Genomic DNA, 20,330 nt, shown 5'->3' on the forward strand with positions numbered 1-20,330 from the left:
GGCGTACCGCTCGCCGTACCCGCTGGCTTTTCGCTCACGTGCCCGTCCCCTCCGGCTCATGTGCTCGCACCGGCATCAGAAGCCCGAGTATCCAGCACAGGGGCCTCTCGGAACACGGACTTCACGATCACAGCACGGTCTCGACCCGCTATGTCTCCCCCGGGGGTTTCCTAACCGGGCAGGCCCAGCTCGAACCACACGGTCTTACCGGTGTTTCCCCGGCGGGTTCCCCAGCGGCGCGATGTGCATGCCACCAATTGCAGGCCACGGCCGCCTTCGTCGTCCGGGTGGGCCGCGCGCTCCCGGGGCGGGTCGGGCAGCGGGTCGGAGACCTCGACGAGCAGGGTGGGGCCGGCGCGGGAGTACATCCGTACGCCGATGGGGCCGCTCGCGTACCGCAGGGAGTTGGTGACCAGCTCGCTGACCAGCAGCACCGTCACGTCCGTGACGGCCTCCAGGCCCCATTCGCGCAGGGTGTCGCGCACCAGCGTGCGGGCGGTCCGTACGGCGCCCGCCTCGGCGGGGAAGCTCCACTCGGCGAATCCGGGCGTGGACGCCAAGGTCCCTGCGCTGTCGCTCACGCCGATCACTTCCCAGCCCGCTGCGACCCCTCCGGGACTTGCCCGGTTCGGGGAGAATAATCAGCACATACCCGGTATGTCAGGCTGGCTATCTTCCCCACGGCGGTGGGGAGGGTCTGTGACACGGATGGAGGACGGCGCGGCGGTCATTTGACGGATGACGGCGGCGTACGGGCCCGCCGGGGGGACTCGGGGTCACGTACCCGCGGCAAGCAGGCGGACCGCCGCCTCGACCGCGGGCCTGTCCTCGTCCAGCCAGTCGACCTCGTCGACGCGGTCGGGCGACAGCCAGCGCAGCTCGTCGTGGTCCTGGAGGGGGCGCGCGGTGCCCGCGACGAGCTTCGCGGTCCACACCTGGAGCACGAACGGTGGGCGCAGGGGCCACTCCCCCGCGATCCGCTCCAGCGGCTCGACCTCGACGCCTAGCTCCTCGCGCAGCTCGCGGACCAGCGCCTGCTCGGCGCTCTCGCCGGGTTCGAGCTTGCCTCCGGGCAGCTCCCAGCGGCCGGCCAGCAGGGGCGGGGCACTGCGCCGCGCGGCGAGCAGCCGCCCCCGGTCGAACACCGCTCCGCCCACCACCACACGCGCCGTCGTCATGAGCCGCAGCCTATGCGGTCTCCGGCGGCGGACCACCGCCGGACCGCGGGCCGGCGTCAGGAGAGCGCGCGCCCCACCCGCACCACGACATAGAGCTGCCGGCGGCCGCCCGCGTCGAGCCGCTCGGCGACCTCCTCGGCCTCCGTCTTCGTGGCGTAACGCCCGACGCGGTAGCGGTTTCCGTTGTCCTCCTGGCGGATCACCAGCCAGGGCAGGACCGGTCCGCTGTCAGTCATCGCCCCCGCCTTCCCGCTGCCGTGCGCACCGGCGCATACCGTCTGGCGTTTCCCGGAGAAACCGCAGTCCGCATATGCCCGAGCCTACGCCCGACCTTTACTCAGCGGATACGCTTTTTCACGAAGAGGTACGCATTTGGCCACGCGGCCCCGGCCCCCGCTCCTGGCCGTTACCCGGACTTGCCAAAGGCATGCGCGCCCGGCCCGCCGGATGTCCCGGAGAACGCCGCAGGGGGCGGAAAGATTCCGGCGGTTACGCCTTGGCCTCCGAGAGCGCGGCCTCCTCGGCCGCCTGCTCGGCGAGCATCTCCTTCTCGGTCTCGACCAGGGTCGGGTTGCGCCAGGCGCTGCGCACGCCCCAGACGTAGAAGCCGAGCGCGAGCAGGACGACCACGACGATGTCCCAGCCCTGGGCGAGGTAGCCCTTGCCGCCGAACTCCGTGCCGCCGGCCCACGAGACGAAGGCCATGACCAGCAGATAGGCGACCATCCAGACGCCGGCCTTCAGGTGCGGCTTGAGCTCGGCCCACGGCTTGCGCAGCTCGTACCAGGCCCAGATCGGCAGGCCGACGGCCATGATCAGGATGACCTTGCCGGTGAGCGGCCAGCGGGCCCAGTAGAGCACCAGCGAGCCGAAGATCATCGCGATGGGCGCGATCACCGGCATGGCCTTCAGCATGACCGGGCGCTTGAGGTCCGGGGCGATGCGGCGCAGCGACATCACGGCGACGGGGCCGGTGATGTACGAGATGACCGTGGCCACCGAGACGATCTCGGCGAGCGAGCCCCAGCCGCGGAAGACGGCCAGGAACATGAACGCGACGACCAGGTTGAGCACCAGCGCCGGGCGCGGCACGCCGGTCTTCTTGTCGACCTTGCCGAAGACGCCGGGCAGGTGGCCGTTCTCCTGGACGCCCTGGATCATGCGCGAGGTGGTGGCGGCGTAGATCATGCCCGTGCCGGACGGGGAGATGAAGGCGTCCGCGTAGAGCAGCATCGCGAGCCAGTTCAGGCCCCAGGCGACGGCCAGGTCGGCGAGCGGCGAGTTGTAGATCTTGCCGAGGTCCGCCCAGCCGTGCGAGGAGAGGTCGGCCGACGGGACGGCCATCAGGAAGGCGACCTGGAGCGCGATGTAGATGACCAGCGCGATCAGGATCGAGCTGATGACGGCCTTCGGCAGCGACTTGCCGGGGTTGCGGGCCTCGCCCGCCATGTTCAGCGGGGACTGGAAGCCGTTGAACGCCCAGACGATGCCGGAGAGCGCGACCGCGGTGAAGACCGAGCTCCAGCCGTTGGGCGTGAAGCCGCCGGCCGACTCGATGTTCTTGGTGTCGAAGTGGGCCCACATCAGGGCGCCCGCGGTCAGGACCGGGATGACGACCTTGAAGACCGTGATCGCGTTGTTGGTCTTCGCGAACAGCGTGATCGCGAACCAGTTGAGGAAGAAGTAGAAGAGCAGCAGGACGCTGGCCAGGGCCACACCGCTGCCGGTCAGCTCCTTGCCGTCGTACAGCTGCTTCGCCCAGCTCCACTTCCAGGAGCTCATGTACTGCACGGAAGCGGTCGCCTCACCGGGGATGACGGAGACGATCGCGATCCAGTTGGCCCACGCGGCGAGATAGCCGGCGAGCGAGCCGTGCGAGTACTGGCCGTAGCGGACCATGCCGCCGGCCTTGGGGAACATCGCGCCGAGCTCGCTGTAGGTGAGCGCGATGGTCAGTGCGACGGCCGCGCCGATGACCCAGGCGAGGATCGCGGCGGGACCGGCGATGGCCGCGGCCCGCTGGGCGCCGAAGAGCCAGCCGGAGCCGATGATCGACCCGAGGCCGACGGCGGTCAACGCCACCGGACCGAGGGTCCGGCGGTAGTTGGAGTGGGAACCCTGCTCGGTACTCAACGCCCCGGATCTCCTTTGCTTTCTTCTCCCCCACGGGCAGGACACAAACCGCGCCATCGTACGAGCGATTTGGACGATTGCGTTCCGCGAAAAGGCTCTGACCTGGCCGTATGTGAGTTTTGCAACAGTAAAAAACGCCCTGCCCTATCGGGGCAAAGCGGGACAGATCACACGGTTCCTACCTGCTGGTACGGAGCGGGGAGTGGATCACCAGCGGCCGAAAATCGATCTTCAGGAGACGCATGGCGAGCGCTCCGGAACCGTTCACGCGGAGGCCATCGGCGCGTAACGGACAGGTGGTAGATGACGGGGCCCAGCGCGGCCTCCCGGCGGCCGGGCTATTTGACCGGGAGGTGGTACGCGACGCGATAGCGCTCGGCGAGCACCACCACATCCGCCGTCTCCACCGGGCAGCCGCCCGCGTAATAGGTGCGCGAGACGACCACCACGTAGTGCCCGGGGACGCCGCCGAGGGACAGCACCTCCTCCGCGAGGCCGGGCCGCGCGCTGACCTCCTCCGCGACGTTGTCCACGATCAGGTCGATGGCGGCCATCCGCTCGACGACCCCGCGCCCGGCCAGCGGGCCCTCCTCGGGGAGCATCACGGGCGTGCGCCCGGTGAGCGCGAGGGGCTCCCAGGAGGTGGAGAGCATCACCGGCTCGCCCGCGGCCCGGAAGAGATAGTCGGTGCGCATCGCGCGGTCGCCGGCGGCGACGCGGAGCCGGCGCGCCAGCGCGGAATCCACGGCCACCTGCTCGCTGCGTGACTCCCAGGTGCCCTTGACCCTGCTGTCGGCCTGCTCCTGGCGGAACGGCGTGGACTCGCCCGCCGTGCGATAGCCCGTACGCGCCAGGGCGCGCGGCACGGGCTGCTCGCGCACATAGGTGCCGGACCCGGATCTCCCCTCCACCAGACCCTCGGCCATCAGGACCTTGCGGGCCTCCAGGGCGACGGTGTCCGAGACGCCGTACTGCTCACGGATGCGGGCCTGGGACGGGAGGCGTGTGTGCGGCGGCAGCTCGCCTGCGACGATCTTCTGACGAAGATCACCGGCGACTCGGAGGTATGCGGGCTGGTCACCGAAGGCCACGGCCACTCCCAACAGGTTGACAGTCCGCAACAGCTTGGCAACTCTAGGTTGCCATCCGCAACTACAGGCCAAGGATTCACTAGATGCAGTGAATTGCAGTTCAGGGACGTGTAGTTGGCGATGTGAGCCGCATGTGCGACCGGCACTCCCCTGAGGCACTTCTGCAATTATGCGCTGCACGCTCACCTTCCGACAGCACGCGTCCACCACTCTCCGTGATGGTGCGTCGGGCCGCCAACTCGCTTCGCGGGCAGCACAGTTGCCCCCGAGGGACTCTGGCCGATCACCCGCGATGTTGTTATCTTCATCGAAAACCGAAGGGTTTGATTTTCAAACTCGCCGGAGGCTTCGAGGAACGGGGGAAGCGACATGTCGCCGAGCACGGACACGGCGCCGGGAGTGCTCACGGCCGAGGAGACCGACGACGCCCGGCTGGCGGCGGCGCTGGGCGGGGGCTTCAGCAGCCGGCACGCCGAGGTCAACGGGGTCAGGCTGCACTATGTGACGGGGGGTCAGGGCTCCCCGCTGGTCCTGCTGCCCGGCTGGCCCGAGACCTGGTGGGAGTACCGCAAGGTCATGCCCGCGCTGGCCGCGCGCCACCGGGTCATCGCCGTGGACATCCGGGGCATGGGCGGCTCGGGCAAGCCGCGGTCCGGTTTCGAGAAGAAGAACATGGCCCGGGACGTCCACGAACTGGCCCGCCACCTCGGCCACGAGCGGATCGACATCGCCGGGCACGGCATCGGCGCCATGGTCGCCTTCGCCCACGCCGCCAACCACCCGGACGCCACCGGGCGGGTGGCGATCCTGAACACCACCCATATCGACGACAGTTACTACGACTTCCCCCTCGTCCCCCGCCCGGGCGACCGGGGCCCCCACCGCTGGTGGCTCGCCTTCCAGCAGGTCCAGGACCTCCCGGAACAACTCCTCGCCGACGGCCGCTACCGCCACCTCGTCGACTACATGTTCAACCTGAGCCTGCTCAACCCGGACGCCATCACCCCGCGCGACCGCGACATCTACGCCCGCGCCTACTCCACCCCCGAAGCGATCCGCGCCAGCAAGGGCTGGTTCCAGGCCTACCAGCAGGACATCGCGGACTTCAACACGTATGCCAAGGTGACGGCGCCGATGCTGGGCCTGGCCTACGGGGCCTTCTACGACTACATGCGCGAAGCGCTCCCGGCCCAGGGCACGGACGTCCGCGTCGCGGAGATCAAGAACACCCGCAACTACCTGGTGGAGGAACAGCCGGAGGCGGTGGCGGGGGCGCTGCTGGAGTTCTTCGGGTGAGCGGAGACGACAACGAGTCGGCTCCGTTGACGATCTCGTGGCCCGGGTGCCGTCGGGTCGCTACGGTTGAGCCATGACCGCACTGCCCGACTGGATGCGCCCGCCGCGTGCGGAAGGCTGGTTCGCGGAGGATCTGGACCGCCTCCCCGAGGCGCCACGCCACACCGAGCTGATCGACGGAGCCCTTGTCTTCATGATGTCGCCACAGCGAGCCTGGCACGGCCGCCTCGTCACCGCTCTGACTTCCACGCTCATGGGCGGCGCACCCGCCGGTTTCGAGATCGAGCGGGAGATGACGATCCGCCTCGACGCGCGTAACCGACCGGAACCGGATCTTCTCGTGACGACCACCCCCTACGACCCGGATCGCACGTGGTACGCGCCGGAGGAGGTCCAGCTCGTCGTCGAGGTCGTCTCCCCCGAGTCCGCCCACCGCGACCGCACGGTCAAGCTGCGCAAGTACGCCGAGGCCGGCATCCCGCACTACTGGTGCGTCGAGGACGAGGAGGGCGCGCCCGTCGTCCACGTCTACGAACTCGACGAGCCGACGCGCGCCTACGCACCCGCCGGCATCTTCCGGGGCACCCTGAAGCGACCCGTGCCCTTCGACATCGAGCTCGACCTGAGCGCACTCGTCCCCAGCAAGTAAGGCAAGAAAAGGGCCGGACTCATGGAGTCCGGCCCTTCTCGACGTGCGGGATCAGACGTTGAAGCGGAACGTCCACGGGCAACGCTGCGACCTGCGGAAACGCGCCTTTTCACGATCGCATCCAGCACAGGTCCAGCACGGTGGCGGTTTACCCCGCACCTCCGAGCGACAGTGAGCCGTTGTGTACACATGAGACACTCGGTACGCTTGGGCGCATGACGCAGCCGCTGCCCATAGAGTCCATCCGCGATGTCCGGGCGCACCTGGCCGAGGTCGTGGAACGAGCCGACCGTGACGACGTACCCACGGTGATCACGCGCCGAGGCAAGGAGGTGGCTGCCGTGGTGTCCATCGATGTGCTCCGGAAATACCAGGAGTGGGAAGAGCGCGAGATCAACCGGATCATCGACGAGCGCATGGCCAACCCAGCACCTGGCATCCCGATCGAGGACATCATGAGGGAGACCCTGGCGCGCAGTGAGTGAGTACCGCACCGCCTTCCGGCCCGAGGCTCAGGCCGAACTCCGCAAGGTCCCGCGAGACATGGCTCTCCGCATTCTGGCCAAGTTGACCGAGCTGGAGAATGACCCTCTGGGGTTCAACACCACCGCCCTCGTCTCCCAACCCGACCGACGCCGCCTACGCGTGGGCGACTACCGCGTGATCTACACGATCGACAACGGCGAGCTGGTGGTGTGGGTCGTGCACGTCGGGCATCGCTCCACTGTGTACGACACCTGAGTACGCCTGACGTCGAGTCAGAAGATCCGGCACCGATCCAGCACGGGATGGACGAAGGGGTCGGCCTCTCGCGAGTCCGACCCCTTCTGACCTGCATGTTTGCCACGTTAAGCGACGTGGTGTTATTTCATCCGCTCAGACGTTGAAGCGGAACGTCTGACGCAGAGCTCCCACCTGCGGAAACGTTCCTCCTGAAGATCGCATCCAGCACAGATCCAGCACGGTCGGAACCTATCCAGCACATCCAGCACGTCAGGCTGCCGGGCCGTACTCGGAGGACTCCTCGGGCGCCTCGGTCGGGACCTCGACGGGCACGGGCCCGATGGCCTTCTGCATGACCTCGCGGCAGCGGTCCCACGCCTCCGGGACAAGGTGACCGTACAGGTCGACCGTGGTCTTGATCGACTTGTGGCCGAGCCAGCGCGAGACCTCGTGAATCGGAATGCCGGCCGCCAGGGCGGTCGACGCGAAGAAGTGCCTCAGCGCGTGCGGGGTGTACTTCGGTTTGCCGTCGGCGTCCACCACCCCGGCCGCTATCTGCGCCTTCTTGAAGTGATAGCCGAAGGTATTGGCGGTGGGCATAATGCCCTTCCCACGCTCCCGAGGCGCGAAGAACACCTCCACCTGCCGCGTCTTCCCCGTCTGGTCCTGGAAGGTCAGGGGTATCGGCGGCCACAGCTTCTCGTGCTCGGCGATCTCGTCGCACAGGAAGGGGGCGGCCGGCACATCGCGATACTCGCCCTCTTTGCGGTGCTTAAGGGGAACAAGGCGAGTCTTGCTGTCCCCTCGGTTGGCCTTCGAACTGATTTGCCAGCGGACGCGGATCACACCGTCTTCGCGGAGGCATCCGCAGTGAAAGGCGAGGGCTTCGCTGACCCGGAGGCCGACTCCGGCCTTGAGCCAGATGACGAGCTTGTACTGAGGCGAGATGTGCTCGTGGATCAGCCGCACCTCGGGGAGGGTGGGGATCTCGTCCTCGTCGACCGCAGTGTTGCCCGGTGCGGTCTTAACGCCCTTGGTCGGGTCCTCCTGGATGACCTTTTCTTCCTTGGCCGACCAGAAGATGTGCCTGACCATCTTCATGCGGTCGTGCACAGTGCTGGCGGCGAGCTCCTTACTAATGGCCGCCTTGAAGCGCTCGATGTCCGCCTTCGACACCCCGGCCATGGTCTTCCGGCCGAGTCGGGGGACGAGGTGGTTGTCGATGAACGCCTTGTAGTTCGAGTACGTCGCGTCCCCGATCACGCGACGGTTCAGCCAGTCCTCGGCGTAGACGCGAAGCGTGACCTTCCCCGCGTTGGGGTCGATGTACGTCCCTACGTTCTTGTCGTTCTCCATCTTGTTGGCGAAGTTGTCCGCCGCCGTCTTCTTGGTGAAGCTCTCTTCGCGCTGCCGGGCCGTGCGCCCGCCCGGCTCCCTGTACCTGACGGTCCAGTCATGGCCGCAGCGCACCTTCTCGCACGGGTAGAGCGGGCTTCTCTTGTCGGTCTTGCACCTCTGGAAAACGGTAGCCATGGGCCCCTCTCTCTTGCCGGGGCAGGGCTGTGCCGTTACCCGTAGTTGTCGTCGAGGTAGGCGACGATGTCGCGCTCGCGGAAGCGCAGGAGGCGGCCCACTTTTTGGGCCTTCAACCCCCACGTCCGGTACTTGTTCTTGACGGTGATCTCGCTGACCTTGAGCCAGTCGGCCACCTCTTCCGGCGTCAGGAGCCGGTTACTGCCGCCCCGGGTCAAGCGCGCCCCTCCAGGCCGCCGTCGAGGCGGGTGAAGTTGTGCACGGCGGCCCAGGCGGTCGCCGCGGAGGCGACGGCCTGCCTCTTGTCCTTCTGGAGCTGGCGGACGGCGGCCGGCACTCCCGCGATGTCCTCGACGCCGAGGAGCTCGGCGACCTGTTCGAGGATCTTGGCGGGGTCGGCCTTCGGCCTGGAGTACACCCGGCACTCCTGACCGCTCACTCCGAGCACCCACCCCCAGCCGTTGTCGAGGGCCTTCTGGCTGGGCTTCATGCGGCGGCTCCTAGGTACTCGCGTCGGCTCTGCTTGGTGAGGTGATAGAGGTCCCGGTCGCACCGGTAGATGCGGTGCTCGCGGGCGATGCCTCGGCGGACGCCCTGGCGCTCTGCGTGGCGATCTCGCTTCGCCTGCGCCCGGCCGAGGGCCTTCTCGGCGGAGCGTCGATCGGCGAAAGCGCGCTTCGAGCTGCACAGGCAGGTCTGCCACTCGACGGGCTTCATGCTGGCGGGGGGGCTTTCTGTTCTACGCGGACTTGAATTTCGTGCAGGGGCAAGTGGGGATGTGGCAGCCGCCTCGCGCGGCGCTGGCGATGGAGTGGGTGAAGGGGGCGTGACCGCACTCGCGGTCGAAGCAGTAGCCCTTCCACCCCTTCTTGCCGTCGTGGTTGGCGAGCATCACGCCGGGGCTGTAGAGCTTGACGAGGCGGCCAGACCCGCCGAACGCCATCTTGGTGCCGAAGGACTTCGCTTCCGCTTCGGAGGCGAACGGGCCGAAGTTGAGCCCGCGGCTTCCGTCCTTCCAGGTGTGGACGAGTACGAACGTGTCGCGCATCTGGATGAGCTCGGCGGCTTCCTTATAGACGGCCTTGGCGAGGTGGGTGGCGCTCTCAAAGGTGGGGTCCTCCAAGAGCGCCACGATCGCTGCGATCTCCTCCTTGCGGGGAGTGATCCTCATGCAGCCGCCGGTTCGAGGAGGCTCACCAGGCGGCGCCGGACCGACCCGAGCAGGTCGGCGTCCTCGACGAGCTGGTTGTAGGTGATCTCGTCGTACTCGGGGAGCTCTTCGGTGGGTACGTCGCCGTCCTCGCCCCACCGCTCGACGAGGGTGTTGCGCTGCTCCTCGTAGAGGTTCTCGATGTCGGCGACGATGCGCGCGAGTTCGGCGGTCACGTCCTGGTTCTGACTCACTGGTCTTCCCTTCCGTTCTTGCTACACGTTAACACGTCGGTCACAGGTTCACACCTGCGTTGTGGGTCACACGGGGCGGAGAAGGCATTCCGCGGACTTATGCAGGTCTTCGATCGTGCCCGTGTTGAGGACGATCACGTCGAAGTCCCAGTCCTTCAGGGCGTTCTCGCTGATGTGGTCCGCTCCGTTGATCAGGATCTGCTGGGGGCGGCGCACCTGGACGACCAGGCCGCCCCGGTCCTTGATGGCCCGCGCCTCGTTCGGGAAGCGCACGTCGGTGATGACGACCGGCGCGTCCCACTCCCCCTCGTCCTGGAAGAGGGCGTTCACCCACACATCGGAGCCAAGGATGTGGCGTCCGGCCTCGGTGCCACACCGCTGGAGGAGCTCCCGGACGCCGGGGTACTTCTTGACCTCGTCCCACCCGAAGGCGTCGACGTCGGCCGCCAGCGAGTACGCCCCGGCGTCTTCCTCGTCCGGGAGGAGCGGGTTCATCGCGTAGAGGAAGTCCTTCACCTTGTCGGCGAACGCCTTGCGCTTCCAGCCCTTTGCGGCGAGCGCGCGGCCCACTTCGTCCTTGCCTGCCCCGGCTGCACCCGCAAGACCGATGAGCCTCGGCTCGCCTGCGGGATGCCTCACGTTCTCGTTCAGGGCGGCGCTGGCTCGCGCCTCGAACTCGGTGTACTCGACGTTCAGGGCCTTGGCCCACCGGGGCCAGAACCGGTACGCCGGCATGCCGTGCCCGGCGAGGATGCGCTCGGCGGACGAGCGGGTCGTTCCCACGGCCGCGGCAACCTTGGCGGCGCCGCTGGCCCGGGGGACGTTCACCGGGTGGCCGGCATGGACGGCCTTGCGGTTGATCCAGTCGGCGAAGTCCTGGTGCTTGGCGGTCATGCTGGTCATTCCGTTACTCCTTGTCACAGGTTAATAGCTCAGCTGTAGCAGTGTTCGACGGGGATGCCCTCGGCCCTGGCGTGCTGGATGCAGGACTCCGCGCACTCGGCGAAGAACCCGAGGGCCAGCTCGGCAGCCTCGCCGACCGTCTCGGCGCGCTCGAAGCGCGGGTTCAGCATCCTCATGGCCTCGTCGCCGTTCATGAGGTAGAGGCGCGAGATCCGCCAGTAGATCCGGCCCCCGCCGTGCGGGTTCATGGCGTTCTTCTCGTGCAGCATCACGTCCCCCGCAGGGCCGCGTTCGACGCGGACGCTCAGGTGCGCCCCGTTGGACAGGGTGACGGTCTCGGTGTGGGTGTTCATGTCGTCCTCACGGTTCATGGCGGAGTAGTGGTTCATCCGGCATCTGGCGCCGGGCGCCCGTAGAGGCGGCCAGCCTCGTCGACGGCCCATGTATGGCCCGGGTCGAGCCACAGGTCGAGATCGGGATCAATGTGCGCGTCGCAGCGCGAGCAGGCGAACTCTCCGCTCGGGTTGGCGTACAGACGCCCTTGTCCGCAAGGCCCGCACCAGACGTAGTCGGAGGAAAAGGTGCTCACGCCGTCACCCGCTGCTTCCCGACATAGAAAGTGAGAGCGTGACGAGCGGCTGATACAGCCCAGTCGAAGCCGTAGTGCCCCCAGCAGGAGTCGACCTCTTCCCAGGTCGACATGGTGTCGTCGGCGTCGGCGCGGAGCCAGTCGACAGCCTCTTCGACGACGTAGCCGTATACGTCGCCGTCGGCCCATGCCTCGTACTCGGCGCGCTCGGCATCGAGGTACGCCTCGGGCAGCATGCCGAGGTCTTCGGCGTCCTCGCGCAGCAGGTACCACAGGGAGACCGGACCGCGTGCCGGCCGGGACTCGATGACGATGGCGTCGTGGAAGATGTTGGCCCAGCGGGTGAAGATCTCGATGCCCTTCCATCGGTTCCAGCTCACGCGCTCCCAGGCTTCGGCGAAGGGGCCGCCGTCCTTGTCGATGGGGGCGTACTGGCCGAGGTGGGTGTCGATGGTGACCACGTGCGCGAGGTGGTCGAAGTCCTCGCGGGGGCTGCGGGCGTCCTCGTCGGGGACCAGGCGCACGCGAAAGCGGCCGTCGGTCGTGGTCGCGATGATGTTGTCCATGTTGAGCTCTTTGCTGATCAGAGGGTCGGGGCAGGGAAGTGGACGAGGCAGGAGGTCCGGCGGCAGGGGTGACCGAGGGTGGCGATGAACTCCTTGTGGGCGTCGAGTGCTTCGGTCAGCCAGTCGTCGCCCTCGACGAACTCGGGGCGCTTCTCGGCCCACAGGCCGCGGGCCCATGCGATGTCGCGGACCTCGTGGAACTCACTGGCGCCGTGCTGGCGGATCAGCTCGATCCAGGAGGCGCGGGCGCGGTCGTACGCGGCGCGGGAGTGGTTGTATCCGGTGGCAGGGTCGATGTCCTCTATCGCGACGCCGGACGCCAGGCAGATGGCCGTTCGGGCGTCGGCCATGGAGGTCAGCCGGTCGGCTTCGCACGCGGGGCAGTCGAGGGGACTCCGGGCGAAGGACATGAGCAGCAGGTTCGGGTTGTGGCGGAAGCCGGGCATGGTCTCTCTTCGGTAATCAGGCGGCGAGTACGTGCTCAGGCCGCGCAGGTGAGGGGGTGTAGATCTCGGCGAGGTACTGCCGAAGCTGGTCCTCCCAGTGCTGGGACAGGAGGCTTCCGATCACGACGGCGCCCATCGGCGGGGCGACGACGTCGCCGATCTGCTGCGTGCAGGACGAGCGGGAGCCGGTCCAGGGGTGGCCAGGGCGGAAGCCGACCAGGAGTGCCGCCTCGTCGAGGCTGAACTTCCTGTCCTTGTCGTGCTCCCAATACCAACCGCGGATTTTGCTGGTGATGCCGTTCGCGGGTTTGTCCGCGCTCCAGCAGTTGCCTCCGGCCGTCCGCCTGACCCCCCGGGTGTTGACACGAATGCCGGCGGGCCAGCCGAGGGCCTCGGCAGCGGTCGTGGTCGGGAGCGGTTCCTTGGGGGTGAGCGCCTCCATGTCGACGTACGAGTGCCGGGCCGCCATGAGGAAAACGCGCTTGCGGCGCGAGGCGAGGCCGTAGTCCACGGCGTCCAGGACGCGGTACTCCGCGCTGCACCAGTCCGCCGACCACAGCTCCTCGCGAAGGCCGTCGAGGATGTTCTCCGGCAGGGCCGAGCTCTGCTCCATGGCCAGCCAGCGGAGGTTGTCCCACTGGGCGGTCAGTGTGAGCGACCAGATCAGCACCTCGGCGAGCAGGCCGATCCGTTCGTCGGTCATCTCGGCTATCGGGGCCCGCACCTCGTCGAGGGTGAGCAGGGGGCCGGTGAAGCCTGAGTATCCGTCCCACTCGGGGTCGCTACAGATCATGCAGATGTCGGCTACCTCGCAGGGGCCGCAGTCGGCGCTGTCGTGCCAGTGCCCGAACGTGGCCTCGAAGGCTGCGGTGAACACGTCGAGCAACAGGTCCTGATTCCGCGGGTCCTGCCCGGCCCTCTTGCCGGCCGGGGTCCAGCACTGGCACGGCGCCGAGACCATCAGTCCGCGCACCCAGCGCAGCGCGGGGTGTTTCGGGTCGAGGGAGCGCACGTCGGCGATGATCCGCCGGAACCCTGCCGCGCGGGCGGTGGCCGAGGCATCCTTGTGCATCTCGACGCCGACGGTGTCGAGGTCGTGTCGGAGTACGTCACGTACTCCGACGTCCCAGCCCCCAGGGCCCGCGAACAGGTTGATGACGCGGTCGGGGTCTCCCGGCTTCGGCGGGAAGAGCCAGTGGACCGGCCAGGGGGCAGCAATCGCCTCCAGCTCTTCGGGCGTTTTGTTACTGAGGTCGAGCTCTTCGGGGGTGCCCAGTGCACCGGCCGTGTCGAGGCGGGTGAGGGACACTAGTCCACGTCCACGGTCTCGGCGCTGGTCAGCCAGTCGCCAACGATCTCCCAGTGGTAGCCGGGGCGTATCAGCCCGTCGCGCATGTAGACATGTCGCTGGCAGTCGGCGCACTCGTAGGGCTTGCGGTCGATGTGGCGTATGGGGCCGTTGCAGGAGACGCACCGCACGACGTTGGCGGGCGGGTCGATGGTGATCACTATGTTCCTAAGCGGTGTAGGCGGCGATCCGGGCGGTCAGGACGGTCACGCGGGCTTCGGCCTTACGCAGTTCGTCGCGCACCGTGCCGACGGCGGCTTCAGCCGTCCCGAGCTCGCCCTCCAGCTCCAGGCGCTCGCTGATGAGCCGCCAGTCCGGGTGGTCGGCTTCGAACCGAGTGGCGGCGTCTTCGACCATCTGGCGCAGCCGTCCGCGGGCTGCGGTGGACTCGCCAATCTCCTGGTCGTTCTCGTTGGTGAACTCCCATCGGCGCAGCGGGCTCTCCCAGCTCCAGACGGAGCAGTCAGTGCTGCGCAGCCACTTCTCACGCCGGGCATGGGCCCTGGTGCGTCGGGAGGCGACCCTGTACCTCCGGCCCCGGATCTTCACGAAGCCGGGGGCGTCCTTTTCGTCGAGCGAGGAGCTGATGGCGAGTCGCGGCTCGGGGAGGAGCACCGACTCGCTTCCCCAGATCTCACTCTTCGTGCGTGCCGGGATGATGGTGACGTACAGCTCCCCTTCGGGGAACGCGTACTTGGCGTCGTAGCTCATGGTCGTGTCCTTTTCGGGGATTCAGGCGGGAAGGGGCAGGCCGGCACGCAGTGCGTCGAGGAGTTCGGCGGTCGCGCGCCGGTAGTGCCACAGCGCGTGCTGGGCCTTGTCCCAATCGCCCCGGGGGAAGTCGGCGATCTGCTCGATCCACTTCAGGCAGGCGGCCGGGGTGAGGTAGTGCTGAAGGGTGCCGGTCTCGTCCACGAGCACCACCTCGTCGGGGTCGAGATACATGGCGTCGAGGTCGAGGCGGTGGCCGCATTCGGCGCAGTGGAAGAGGCCGTCCGGCATGGCCCCGTACGGGCCGAGGTCGCACTCACGGCAGGTCATGGCGCTCATGGGTATCCTTTCGAGCGCGCCCGCCCCTCCCTCCTCCAACGGGAAGGGCGGGCGCCTTCGTTGTGGGGTGGGGCTCAGAGGCCCAGGTGTTCGAGGAGCTCGTCCACGAGCCGTTCCTCGTACTTGCTGAGGGGTTGGTCTCCGGGCTGGGCCGAGGGCTTGGCCTGGAACCAGGTGTCGGGCCAGAGCAGGGTGGGGAGGGCGAGGATCAGAGCCTCGGCCGCGTCGGCGAGGTGACTGCCGACGTTCTCGTCATCCCACGACCAGGCGTGTCCACCCTCGGGCTCCTTGCGCCAGGTCTCTACGGCCTCGTCGAGCTTCGTGACGGCGGCCTTGATCTTCTCCGTGTTTCGGTCGGTGATCATCAGCGGTCAGGCCGCCGTTCCGTACACGTCGGTCACAGTGCGCTCTGCGACGTGCTGGGCCGTCGGGTCGATGTCGTCCACCCAGGCGTCGTCGTTGTCCTCCAGCCAGTGCAGGAGCTCGTCATCGTCGTCGATGACGTCGATGGGCACCTCGACCGTGGCCACGACTTCGCAGGTCACGACTTCCTCGATCTCGAAACGGACCTCAACAAGCTTGGTTTCCATGACAGTTGCTCCCAGGTGGATTCGGATGCGGCAGGGCGCGCAGGTGAGGTCTTCGTCGAGCAGCTCGGGCACGTCGCCGCACTCGACGCAGGGTTCGGCGTTCACTGCGGATCGAAGACGTAGATGCCGCCGGACACTTCTTCGGAGTGGAAGCCGCCGCTGAACAGCTCCTTTGCGGCGTAGTCCCAGTCGATGGCGTTGAAGGGCCAGACCTGCATGCGCTTCTGGTCCTCCGGCTCGGAGGTGTCCTCGGCCCACTCCGCCGCGAAGTCGCCCTCGCTCTTGTAGAAGCCGCGGTACTCGTCGTGGAAGCGCTCGACCCAGTGGTTCCGCTCGGCATGCACGCCCCACTCGCGGACCCACACGGCGAAGGGTGCGGCCTCGTCCGCCGATAGGTCGACCATGGCTTCGGCGATCTCGGCGGCCTCGTGCGGCGAGCACTCTCCTTCCAGGGCGCCGTAGAAGTCCTCGTGGTCGAAGACCCACAGCTCCTCGTGGGAGGTTTCGCGGCCGTGCAGGTCGGCCGGGGTGACGAGGCCGGCTATGTCGGCGTCGTACCACTCGCCGGTCAAGCGACCGCCGTTGTAGCAGGCGAGGCAGCCGATCCAGACGCGCGGCCGGATGGCGGTGGACAGGGTGGGCATGTTGCTCCTTGCTGAGAGTGGGGGCCGCCGGACCGGGCGCTCGACCCGGCGGCGGGTGATCACTTCTGGGCAGTGCGGCGGTCGACGTACTGACGCAGCGACCGGACCGCTTCCAGGACGAGGAATGCGCCGACGGTCGAAGCCGCGAACTGCACGGTGCTCGGGTCCTCGTCGACCAGGACCCAGAAGGCGCTGGTGAGGGCGACGACCATCAAGGCGTCGAGGATCACGGGGCCGATTCGCGTCATGGTGTTACTCCTTGTGCGCGATGCGGGCTGGCATCGTCAGGGGGGAGGGGCCGCCTCCCGCCGACCTCCTTTCGGAGGTTTCGCCTTTGCGTCGGTCAGGAGTGGGCGGCGAGGTGGTTGGCGAGGTCGCGGCGCACGCCCGCCCATGCCGCGATGGCGAACTCGGCGGTGGACACGTCCAGGAGCGCCACGCGGCGCCGGGTGGCGGTCCTGGCGGTGGCCCAGCGCTGCTTGGCCTCGGCAAGCGCATCTTCGAGGTCGGCAGTGATGGCTGCCTCGGGCTTGCCCTTGATGCGGGCCTCGGCGAAGCCGGACAGGATGATCGGCAGTCCGTCACGGACGAGCCGGTTCGCCTCCGAGCGGCGCATGCTGCCCTTGCGGACGTGGCGGTTCACGACCTCCCGGACGGCCTTGTCGGCTTCGGGCGTCATGGGCGTGATCATGTTGGTCTCCAGGTCTCTGCTGGGGGGCGGTCCTCCATGCCTCAGCACGGAGGACCGCCCGCTTGTTACAGGTTCACAGCTTGGTGAAAGGAGAAGCAGCCTGCGGGCTTCACAGAGGCTGCTTGGTGGGCCGTCCGGCCAGCACCGTGGCGAAGTTGGTCATGACGACCATGGCCATGTGCTCCAGGTCCGGTCCGCCGTCCGGCAGGGGTACGCCGAGGATGCGCATGGTGGTGAAGGACCGGGCGATCAGGCGTTCCATGTCGTCGGTGTCGACGAGGTCGGAGCACAGGTCGCATGCCCGCCAGCGGCCGTCGCTGGGGAGCGGGACCACCACGCCGTCATCGGTCATCAGCGCTGCGACGGCTCGATCCTGGGGGATGTACAGCCAGCGGGCGGTGGGCATGGTGCAGAAGTCACACGTGGACATTCTTGGCCTTCTTCCTCGTCAGGCGGCGATGGCGAGTTCGGTGGGCTCGGAGCGCTCCCCCACGTAGTGGAGGTCGTCTTCGTCGCCGTCTCCCTCGCTGTGGCACTCCAGCCAGAGGTCGGCGACGTGGGGGTGGTCGACGGCGCGGAAGAAGTCGGCGAGCTCCTCCGCCTCCGAGCAGGTGAGCTTGTCCGCGATGTGCGACGCCAGCATGCCGTCGTTGAAGAGGGTGGCGAGGTCGCACGTGGCGGAGCGGTACTGGCCGAGCTGCTCCTCGGAGACCTCCACAACCTGGGAGGCCAGGGTCATGTAGAGCACGGCGGCCTGTCGCTCCGCCCGGAGGGCACCCCAGGGATTCAGGGCGCGACGGAGCCGGGACGGCGCGGCCGGCATAGGTGCGGGCAGGGGCGTCCGCTTGGTGAAGATCGAGGTGAGCCGCTTGAAGGCGCGCATGGTCAGTCTCCAGTGGTGGGTGTCTACAGGCAGAGAAGGGGCGGGGTGATCAGGGAGAGCTCGGCTTCGACTTCCTGCACCGAGATGCCGTGGGGCTCCCAGAAGCCGCACTCGGGGTCGCCCTCGCACGGGCAGTCGCGGCGGGAGGTCTCGACGAGGGCCTCGGCTCCGAAGCGGGCGAACGACAGGGCCTCGCCCTCGCTGTCGAAGCGGGTCTCCTCACGGTGGTCATGGGTAACGACGTACTGGCCGGCATCCTGCTGGATCTCCCAGAGGCCGAGCAGGTCAGCGACCTCGTTCCAGACGCGCACCTCGTAGGGACGGGTGGCGGTGTTCATGGGTCCTCGCATTCGCGTGGGGAGCCACCCCTCCCCGAGAGGGGAGCAGGGGAGGGGTGGCGGTTCAGGGGAGGGTCAGGCCGGCATCAGGGCGAGCTGGCCAGGGATCTCGTTGCGCATGAACTCTCGGCCGAGGGCAAGGAAGTGCTCACCGCGGCCCGCGTCGTACGCGTCTCGTACGGAGTCCCAGTCCGCGTAGCCGTCCGGCTCGTTGTACTTCAGATCCCAGAGCTGGTCGGAGGCGTGCTCAACGATGCTCCGGTGATCGTCTTCGGTGTCGTAGGGGTAGTGGAGCTTCACGTCGTCCAGTGCCTCGTTGAGGTTCTTCTCGAACACCTCGCGACGCTGGTCGTCGTAGTCGTCTTCGTCGAGGAACGGGTACTGATGCTTGACGTACTCCGCGAGGGCGACGGCCTCACGGAAGGCTGCGGTGTACGTACGCCCGCGACAGTCGCCCTCGCATTCGGCGCCGTAGCACTCGTCCTCGTACGGATCGCAGTTCGGCTTGCAGTCCTCGGTGTGAGTGCCGAGACAGCCGAGGGGGCAGGTCTCCTCGTAGACCTGGACGAAGAGCTGGGCGGTGTCCCATGCGCCCGCCCCTCCCCCGCACTCATAAACGTGTTCGCCGGAGACCTCGGTGTCCTCGCGCCCTGCGTCAGCGGCGGTGCGGATTGCGTCGCGAGCCACCTCGAAGTTGCTCTTGTCCCCGATCCAGCCCGCTCTGTCGTCGTTCCACGTGAACATCTCCACGTGGGTGGGCAGGTCGTCTACGGAGTACCGGCCCGTATGCCAGGAGGGCCAAGCGTGGTAGTCGTCGCCGAGTCGGGCTGCGTACGCGGTCAGCGTCTGGTCGGACGGCGGATCGAGCCTGTAGTACATGATCCTCGCGATCACTCAGGACGACGCCCCCTCCCAGCCTCCAACACGAGAGGGGGCGTCAGTCACAGGTTAACAGCTTGGGCGTCAGTTGGCGCGGGCGAGCGCCTTGTAGTGCTCCAGCTCGCCACGAAGGACGCGCTCCCGCTCGTCACGGATGCGGCGGGTCTCGTCGAGCGACTCACGCAGGAGCGTGATGACCATGTCCGCCTCGTTCAGTTCGGCGGAGAGCTGGACACCGACCTCGTGGTAGAGGTCGAGCATGATCTCCGCGTCCGCCAGGGCCCGGCGGGTGGTGTCGAGCTCGCGGCCGAGCTGGAACACGCGCTCGCCGAGGTTGTGCGAGGACTCCATTGCGATCTCCAGCAGGGAGCGGCCGGAGTAAGCGAGCGGGTTGTTCTTGATCAGGGAGACGGCCATGTGACCTCACCTTTCAGTTACAGGTTAACACTTGCGGGCAACGAAAAGGGCCTCGCGGCCCGACTCGACTCCCGCCCGAAGGCGGGAGGAGTCCGTACCCCCCAGAGGTTTGACCCTGTGAGGGGCTTTGCGGCCACTCGCCGGAGGCGAGTGGCCCCGGCCGCATTCGCTGGCCGGTAGAACAGAGTGGGTGATTTCGCTTGTCGGGACGGACGCTCACTCAGGCGCCCGTCTCACCGTCCGTCATCGTGCCGTTCCCGTTCCTCCCGGTTGGTTTCCCTCCCGTTCGGTCCGTTTCCGGCCGTCCGATGGACGGTGAGCCCTGGATCGACCAATCAGGCCCCTACCTCACGCCCGTCCCCGACCCCATACCGCGCCTGCATCGGGTGCCCTCCGCAGGTCAGCATGGCTTCAGTCGGTTGGAGCGCTCCCGGTGCGCTGGGGTGGATAGCCCCAGCCGGTATGGCAGTGCGCGTTCACTCAGTCGTCTGTACCCGAACCTCGTACCCGAACAGTCCAGCACGCTTCCGGTCCGTACTGCGCAGGGTCACCCCGCTAGACCTTTCACGCCCCTTGGCCGGGCGATGATTCCTCAGACCCCGAAGGGCCCGCGAGCTTGAGCAACCCCGGAAGGGGGTGGCCTTCAGCCCTTGCGCTCGATCCACACCGGAGAGACCCGGTTGCGACGTCCAGCGTCCCACTTGGAGACAGGGGCCGGATCGAGCGTCCATGCAACGTTGGTGTGCTGAGCCTTGCGGCTCGGCGGTTCCGATCCTGTCACAGGTTAACACCTGCTTTCGAATCAGAGCCCCTTGCGGGGCGGGTTCGCCACTGACCTCCGGCGGCGGCTCTCATGAGCCCCGTTCTCAGCGACCTTGCGGCGAGTCCAACTCTAGGCGGTTGGTGTCTGCGCTGTCAACCTGTGACTTGCGCTTGCCTGTCGCCCCCTTGCCTGCCTTGCGGCTGGCGTCGTTGGCGA

33 protein-coding genes and 1 other RNA gene are annotated in these 20,330 nt (G+C 67.7%); 4 read left to right on the forward strand and 30 right to left on the reverse strand.

Annotated features, from left to right (window positions below; all coding sequences use genetic code 11):
* Nucleotides 1-170: 170 nt before the first annotated feature.
* From ACFY1P_RS02585 to ACFY1P_RS02605, 5 genes are all read right to left on the reverse strand, one after another.
* A complete protein-coding gene (locus ACFY1P_RS02585; protein ID WP_361528819.1) occupies nucleotides 171-590 on the reverse strand; it encodes an ATP-binding protein in 420 nt (139 codons plus the stop codon).
* A 186-nt stretch (nucleotides 591-776) separates the two neighbouring features.
* Nucleotides 777-1,178, reverse strand: a complete 402-nt coding sequence (locus ACFY1P_RS02590; protein WP_361528817.1) for a (deoxy)nucleoside triphosphate pyrophosphohydrolase — start codon at nucleotides 1,176-1,178, stop codon at nucleotides 777-779.
* Nucleotides 1,179-1,234: 56 nt separating this feature from the next.
* Nucleotides 1,235-1,414 carry an SPOR domain-containing protein gene (locus ACFY1P_RS02595; protein WP_361528815.1) on the reverse strand — a complete coding sequence of 60 codons (180 nt, stop codon included), beginning with the start codon at nucleotides 1,412-1,414 and terminating at the stop codon, nucleotides 1,235-1,237.
* A gap of 253 nt (nucleotides 1,415-1,667) precedes the next feature.
* Nucleotides 1,668-3,311 (reverse strand): APC family permease, encoded by a 1,644-nt coding sequence (locus ACFY1P_RS02600; RefSeq protein ID WP_361528813.1) that lies wholly within the window; start codon nucleotides 3,309-3,311, stop codon nucleotides 1,668-1,670.
* Between the two features lie 338 nt (nucleotides 3,312-3,649).
* Nucleotides 3,650-4,402 carry a GntR family transcriptional regulator gene (locus tag ACFY1P_RS02605; protein ID WP_361528823.1) on the reverse strand — a complete coding sequence of 251 codons (753 nt, stop codon included), beginning with the start codon at nucleotides 4,400-4,402 and terminating at the stop codon, nucleotides 3,650-3,652.
* A gap of 369 nt (nucleotides 4,403-4,771) precedes the next feature.
* Here ACFY1P_RS02605 and ACFY1P_RS02610 point away from each other — a divergent pair, with 369 nt between their 5' ends.
* From ACFY1P_RS02610 to ACFY1P_RS02625, 4 genes are all read left to right on the forward strand, one after another.
* Nucleotides 4,772-5,698 (forward strand): alpha/beta fold hydrolase, encoded by a 927-nt coding sequence (locus tag ACFY1P_RS02610; protein WP_390749408.1) that lies wholly within the window; start codon nucleotides 4,772-4,774, stop codon nucleotides 5,696-5,698.
* A gap of 73 nt (nucleotides 5,699-5,771) precedes the next feature.
* Complete coding sequence (locus ACFY1P_RS02615) at nucleotides 5,772-6,347, forward strand: Uma2 family endonuclease (RefSeq protein ID WP_390749409.1); 576 nt, start codon at nucleotides 5,772-5,774, stop codon at nucleotides 6,345-6,347.
* A 215-nt stretch (nucleotides 6,348-6,562) separates the two neighbouring features.
* Nucleotides 6,563-6,832, forward strand: a complete 270-nt coding sequence (locus ACFY1P_RS02620) for a type II toxin-antitoxin system Phd/YefM family antitoxin (protein WP_039633133.1) — start codon at nucleotides 6,563-6,565, stop codon at nucleotides 6,830-6,832.
* On the forward strand, nucleotides 6,825-7,088 hold the full coding sequence (locus ACFY1P_RS02625; RefSeq protein WP_390749410.1) for a type II toxin-antitoxin system RelE/ParE family toxin: 264 nt from the start codon (nucleotides 6,825-6,827) through the stop codon (nucleotides 7,086-7,088). Before ACFY1P_RS02620 ends, ACFY1P_RS02625 begins: the two co-directional genes overlap by 8 nt.
* A gap of 252 nt (nucleotides 7,089-7,340) precedes the next feature.
* Here ACFY1P_RS02625 and ACFY1P_RS02630 read toward each other — a convergent pair whose 3' ends face one another.
* From ACFY1P_RS02630 to ACFY1P_RS02750, 25 genes are all read right to left on the reverse strand, one after another.
* Entirely contained in the window at nucleotides 7,341-8,603 is a 1,263-nt protein-coding gene (locus ACFY1P_RS02630; protein WP_390749411.1) for a tyrosine-type recombinase/integrase, read from the reverse strand.
* 35 nt (nucleotides 8,604-8,638) lie between these two features.
* Nucleotides 8,639-8,821, reverse strand: a complete 183-nt coding sequence (locus tag ACFY1P_RS02635) for a helix-turn-helix domain-containing protein (RefSeq protein WP_390749412.1) — start codon at nucleotides 8,819-8,821, stop codon at nucleotides 8,639-8,641.
* A complete protein-coding gene (locus tag ACFY1P_RS02640) occupies nucleotides 8,818-9,093 on the reverse strand; it encodes a hypothetical protein (protein ID WP_390749413.1) in 276 nt (91 codons plus the stop codon). The genes ACFY1P_RS02635 and ACFY1P_RS02640 overlap by 4 nt, the downstream gene beginning before the upstream one ends.
* Nucleotides 9,090-9,320, reverse strand: coding sequence for a hypothetical protein (locus ACFY1P_RS02645; protein WP_390749414.1), 231 nt, complete (start codon nucleotides 9,318-9,320; stop codon nucleotides 9,090-9,092). The genes ACFY1P_RS02640 and ACFY1P_RS02645 overlap by 4 nt, the downstream gene beginning before the upstream one ends.
* Before the next feature lie 22 nt (nucleotides 9,321-9,342).
* On the reverse strand, nucleotides 9,343-9,774 hold the full coding sequence (locus ACFY1P_RS02650; RefSeq protein ID WP_390749415.1) for a hypothetical protein: 432 nt from the start codon (nucleotides 9,772-9,774) through the stop codon (nucleotides 9,343-9,345).
* On the reverse strand, nucleotides 9,771-10,007 hold the full coding sequence (locus ACFY1P_RS02655; protein WP_390749416.1) for a hypothetical protein: 237 nt from the start codon (nucleotides 10,005-10,007) through the stop codon (nucleotides 9,771-9,773). Before ACFY1P_RS02655 ends, ACFY1P_RS02650 begins: the two co-directional genes overlap by 4 nt.
* A 66-nt stretch (nucleotides 10,008-10,073) precedes the next feature.
* On the reverse strand, nucleotides 10,074-10,910 hold the full coding sequence (locus ACFY1P_RS02660) for a hypothetical protein (RefSeq protein WP_390749417.1): 837 nt from the start codon (nucleotides 10,908-10,910) through the stop codon (nucleotides 10,074-10,076).
* Nucleotides 10,911-10,939: 29 nt separating this feature from the next.
* On the reverse strand, nucleotides 10,940-11,281 hold the full coding sequence (locus ACFY1P_RS02665) for a hypothetical protein (protein WP_390749418.1): 342 nt from the start codon (nucleotides 11,279-11,281) through the stop codon (nucleotides 10,940-10,942).
* A gap of 214 nt (nucleotides 11,282-11,495) precedes the next feature.
* On the reverse strand, nucleotides 11,496-12,065 hold the full coding sequence (locus ACFY1P_RS02670; protein WP_390749419.1) for a hypothetical protein: 570 nt from the start codon (nucleotides 12,063-12,065) through the stop codon (nucleotides 11,496-11,498).
* A 17-nt stretch (nucleotides 12,066-12,082) separates the two neighbouring features.
* Nucleotides 12,083-12,511 (reverse strand): hypothetical protein, encoded by a 429-nt coding sequence (locus ACFY1P_RS02675; RefSeq protein ID WP_390749420.1) that lies wholly within the window; start codon nucleotides 12,509-12,511, stop codon nucleotides 12,083-12,085.
* 16 nt (nucleotides 12,512-12,527) lie between these two features.
* A complete protein-coding gene (locus ACFY1P_RS02680; RefSeq protein ID WP_390749421.1) occupies nucleotides 12,528-13,820 on the reverse strand; it encodes a DNA cytosine methyltransferase in 1,293 nt (430 codons plus the stop codon).
* Nucleotides 13,820-14,020, reverse strand: a complete 201-nt coding sequence (locus tag ACFY1P_RS02685; RefSeq protein ID WP_390749422.1) for a hypothetical protein — start codon at nucleotides 14,018-14,020, stop codon at nucleotides 13,820-13,822. The genes ACFY1P_RS02680 and ACFY1P_RS02685 overlap by 1 nt, the downstream gene beginning before the upstream one ends.
* 7 nt (nucleotides 14,021-14,027) lie before the next feature.
* Nucleotides 14,028-14,570 carry a hypothetical protein gene (locus ACFY1P_RS02690; RefSeq protein WP_390749423.1) on the reverse strand — a complete coding sequence of 181 codons (543 nt, stop codon included), beginning with the start codon at nucleotides 14,568-14,570 and terminating at the stop codon, nucleotides 14,028-14,030.
* Nucleotides 14,571-14,591: 21 nt separating this feature from the next.
* Entirely contained in the window at nucleotides 14,592-14,909 is a 318-nt protein-coding gene (locus ACFY1P_RS02695) for a hypothetical protein (protein ID WP_390749424.1), read from the reverse strand.
* A gap of 74 nt (nucleotides 14,910-14,983) precedes the next feature.
* On the reverse strand, nucleotides 14,984-15,274 hold the full coding sequence (locus ACFY1P_RS02700; RefSeq protein ID WP_390749425.1) for a hypothetical protein: 291 nt from the start codon (nucleotides 15,272-15,274) through the stop codon (nucleotides 14,984-14,986).
* Between the two features lie 6 nt (nucleotides 15,275-15,280).
* The gene (locus tag ACFY1P_RS02705) at nucleotides 15,281-15,604 is read right to left on the reverse strand and encodes a hypothetical protein (RefSeq protein WP_390749426.1); all 324 of its coding nucleotides are present in this window, start codon (nucleotides 15,602-15,604) and stop codon (nucleotides 15,281-15,283) included.
* On the reverse strand, nucleotides 15,601-16,143 hold the full coding sequence (locus tag ACFY1P_RS02710) for an antirestriction protein ArdA (protein ID WP_390749427.1): 543 nt from the start codon (nucleotides 16,141-16,143) through the stop codon (nucleotides 15,601-15,603). Before ACFY1P_RS02710 ends, ACFY1P_RS02705 begins: the two co-directional genes overlap by 4 nt.
* Nucleotides 16,144-16,202: 59 nt before the next feature.
* The gene (locus ACFY1P_RS02715) at nucleotides 16,203-16,391 is read right to left on the reverse strand and encodes a hypothetical protein (RefSeq protein WP_390749428.1); all 189 of its coding nucleotides are present in this window, start codon (nucleotides 16,389-16,391) and stop codon (nucleotides 16,203-16,205) included.
* A gap of 21 nt (nucleotides 16,392-16,412) precedes the next feature.
* An RNA gene (locus ACFY1P_RS02720) (hammerhead ribozyme type II) lies at nucleotides 16,413-16,477 on the reverse strand.
* A gap of 9 nt (nucleotides 16,478-16,486) precedes the next feature.
* Nucleotides 16,487-16,822 (reverse strand): hypothetical protein, encoded by a 336-nt coding sequence (locus ACFY1P_RS02725; RefSeq protein WP_390749429.1) that lies wholly within the window; start codon nucleotides 16,820-16,822, stop codon nucleotides 16,487-16,489.
* 121 nt (nucleotides 16,823-16,943) lie between these two features.
* Complete coding sequence (locus ACFY1P_RS02730) at nucleotides 16,944-17,264, reverse strand: hypothetical protein (protein WP_390749430.1); 321 nt, start codon at nucleotides 17,262-17,264, stop codon at nucleotides 16,944-16,946.
* 18 nt (nucleotides 17,265-17,282) lie between these two features.
* On the reverse strand, nucleotides 17,283-17,717 hold the full coding sequence (locus ACFY1P_RS02735) for a hypothetical protein (protein ID WP_390749431.1): 435 nt from the start codon (nucleotides 17,715-17,717) through the stop codon (nucleotides 17,283-17,285).
* 23 nt (nucleotides 17,718-17,740) lie between these two features.
* On the reverse strand, nucleotides 17,741-18,055 hold the full coding sequence (locus ACFY1P_RS02740) for a hypothetical protein (protein ID WP_390749432.1): 315 nt from the start codon (nucleotides 18,053-18,055) through the stop codon (nucleotides 17,741-17,743).
* 75 nt (nucleotides 18,056-18,130) lie between these two features.
* Nucleotides 18,131-18,949, reverse strand: coding sequence for a hypothetical protein (locus ACFY1P_RS02745; protein ID WP_390749433.1), 819 nt, complete (start codon nucleotides 18,947-18,949; stop codon nucleotides 18,131-18,133).
* 69 nt (nucleotides 18,950-19,018) lie between these two features.
* On the reverse strand, nucleotides 19,019-19,351 hold the full coding sequence (locus tag ACFY1P_RS02750; protein ID WP_390749434.1) for a hypothetical protein: 333 nt from the start codon (nucleotides 19,349-19,351) through the stop codon (nucleotides 19,019-19,021).
* Between the last annotated feature and the right edge of the window lie 979 nt (nucleotides 19,352-20,330).

The sequence above is a fragment of the Streptomyces sp. NPDC001407 genome, assembly GCF_042895325.1.
Taxonomy (GTDB): domain Bacteria; phylum Actinomycetota; class Actinomycetes; order Streptomycetales; family Streptomycetaceae; genus Streptomyces.

Excerpts from the sequence above, each read along its gene's own strand:
- ACFY1P_RS02660 (WP_390749417.1), bottom strand. The coding sequence starts at position 10,910 with ATGACCAGCATGACCGCCAAGCACCAGGACTTCGCCGACTGGATCAAC.
- ACFY1P_RS02615 (WP_390749409.1), top strand. The coding sequence starts at position 5,772 with ATGACCGCACTGCCCGACTGGATGCGCCCGCCGCGTGCGGAAGGCTGG.
- ACFY1P_RS02700 (WP_390749425.1), bottom strand. The coding sequence starts at position 15,274 with ATGATCACCGACCGAAACACGGAGAAGATCAAGGCCGCCGTCACGAAG.
- ACFY1P_RS02590 (WP_361528817.1), bottom strand. The coding sequence starts at position 1,178 with ATGACGACGGCGCGTGTGGTGGTGGGCGGAGCGGTGTTCGACCGGGGG.
- ACFY1P_RS02730 (WP_390749430.1), bottom strand. The coding sequence starts at position 17,264 with ATGTCCACGTGTGACTTCTGCACCATGCCCACCGCCCGCTGGCTGTAC.
- ACFY1P_RS02650 (WP_390749415.1), bottom strand. The coding sequence starts at position 9,774 with ATGAGGATCACTCCCCGCAAGGAGGAGATCGCAGCGATCGTGGCGCTC.
- ACFY1P_RS02735 (WP_390749431.1), bottom strand. The coding sequence starts at position 17,717 with ATGCGCGCCTTCAAGCGGCTCACCTCGATCTTCACCAAGCGGACGCCC.
- ACFY1P_RS02630 (WP_390749411.1), bottom strand. The coding sequence starts at position 8,603 with ATGGCTACCGTTTTCCAGAGGTGCAAGACCGACAAGAGAAGCCCGCTC.
- ACFY1P_RS02725 (WP_390749429.1), bottom strand. The coding sequence starts at position 16,822 with ATGACGCCCGAAGCCGACAAGGCCGTCCGGGAGGTCGTGAACCGCCAC.
- ACFY1P_RS02715 (WP_390749428.1), bottom strand. The coding sequence starts at position 16,391 with ATGACGCGAATCGGCCCCGTGATCCTCGACGCCTTGATGGTCGTCGCC.
- ACFY1P_RS02665 (WP_390749418.1), bottom strand. The coding sequence starts at position 11,281 with ATGAACCGTGAGGACGACATGAACACCCACACCGAGACCGTCACCCTG.
- ACFY1P_RS02620 (WP_039633133.1), top strand. The coding sequence starts at position 6,563 with ATGACGCAGCCGCTGCCCATAGAGTCCATCCGCGATGTCCGGGCGCAC.
- ACFY1P_RS02675 (WP_390749420.1), bottom strand. The coding sequence starts at position 12,511 with ATGCCCGGCTTCCGCCACAACCCGAACCTGCTGCTCATGTCCTTCGCC.
- ACFY1P_RS02710 (WP_390749427.1), bottom strand. The coding sequence starts at position 16,143 with ATGCCCACCCTGTCCACCGCCATCCGGCCGCGCGTCTGGATCGGCTGC.
- ACFY1P_RS02750 (WP_390749434.1), bottom strand. The coding sequence starts at position 19,351 with ATGGCCGTCTCCCTGATCAAGAACAACCCGCTCGCTTACTCCGGCCGC.
- ACFY1P_RS02670 (WP_390749419.1), bottom strand. The coding sequence starts at position 12,065 with ATGGACAACATCATCGCGACCACGACCGACGGCCGCTTTCGCGTGCGC.
- ACFY1P_RS02740 (WP_390749432.1), bottom strand. The coding sequence starts at position 18,055 with ATGAACACCGCCACCCGTCCCTACGAGGTGCGCGTCTGGAACGAGGTC.
- ACFY1P_RS02645 (WP_390749414.1), bottom strand. The coding sequence starts at position 9,320 with ATGAAGCCCGTCGAGTGGCAGACCTGCCTGTGCAGCTCGAAGCGCGCT.
- ACFY1P_RS02595 (WP_361528815.1), bottom strand. The coding sequence starts at position 1,414 with ATGACTGACAGCGGACCGGTCCTGCCCTGGCTGGTGATCCGCCAGGAG.
- ACFY1P_RS02640 (WP_390749413.1), bottom strand. The coding sequence starts at position 9,093 with ATGAAGCCCAGCCAGAAGGCCCTCGACAACGGCTGGGGGTGGGTGCTC.
- ACFY1P_RS02690 (WP_390749423.1), bottom strand. The coding sequence starts at position 14,570 with ATGAGCTACGACGCCAAGTACGCGTTCCCCGAAGGGGAGCTGTACGTC.
- ACFY1P_RS02610 (WP_390749408.1), top strand. The coding sequence starts at position 4,772 with ATGTCGCCGAGCACGGACACGGCGCCGGGAGTGCTCACGGCCGAGGAG.
- ACFY1P_RS02695 (WP_390749424.1), bottom strand. The coding sequence starts at position 14,909 with ATGAGCGCCATGACCTGCCGTGAGTGCGACCTCGGCCCGTACGGGGCC.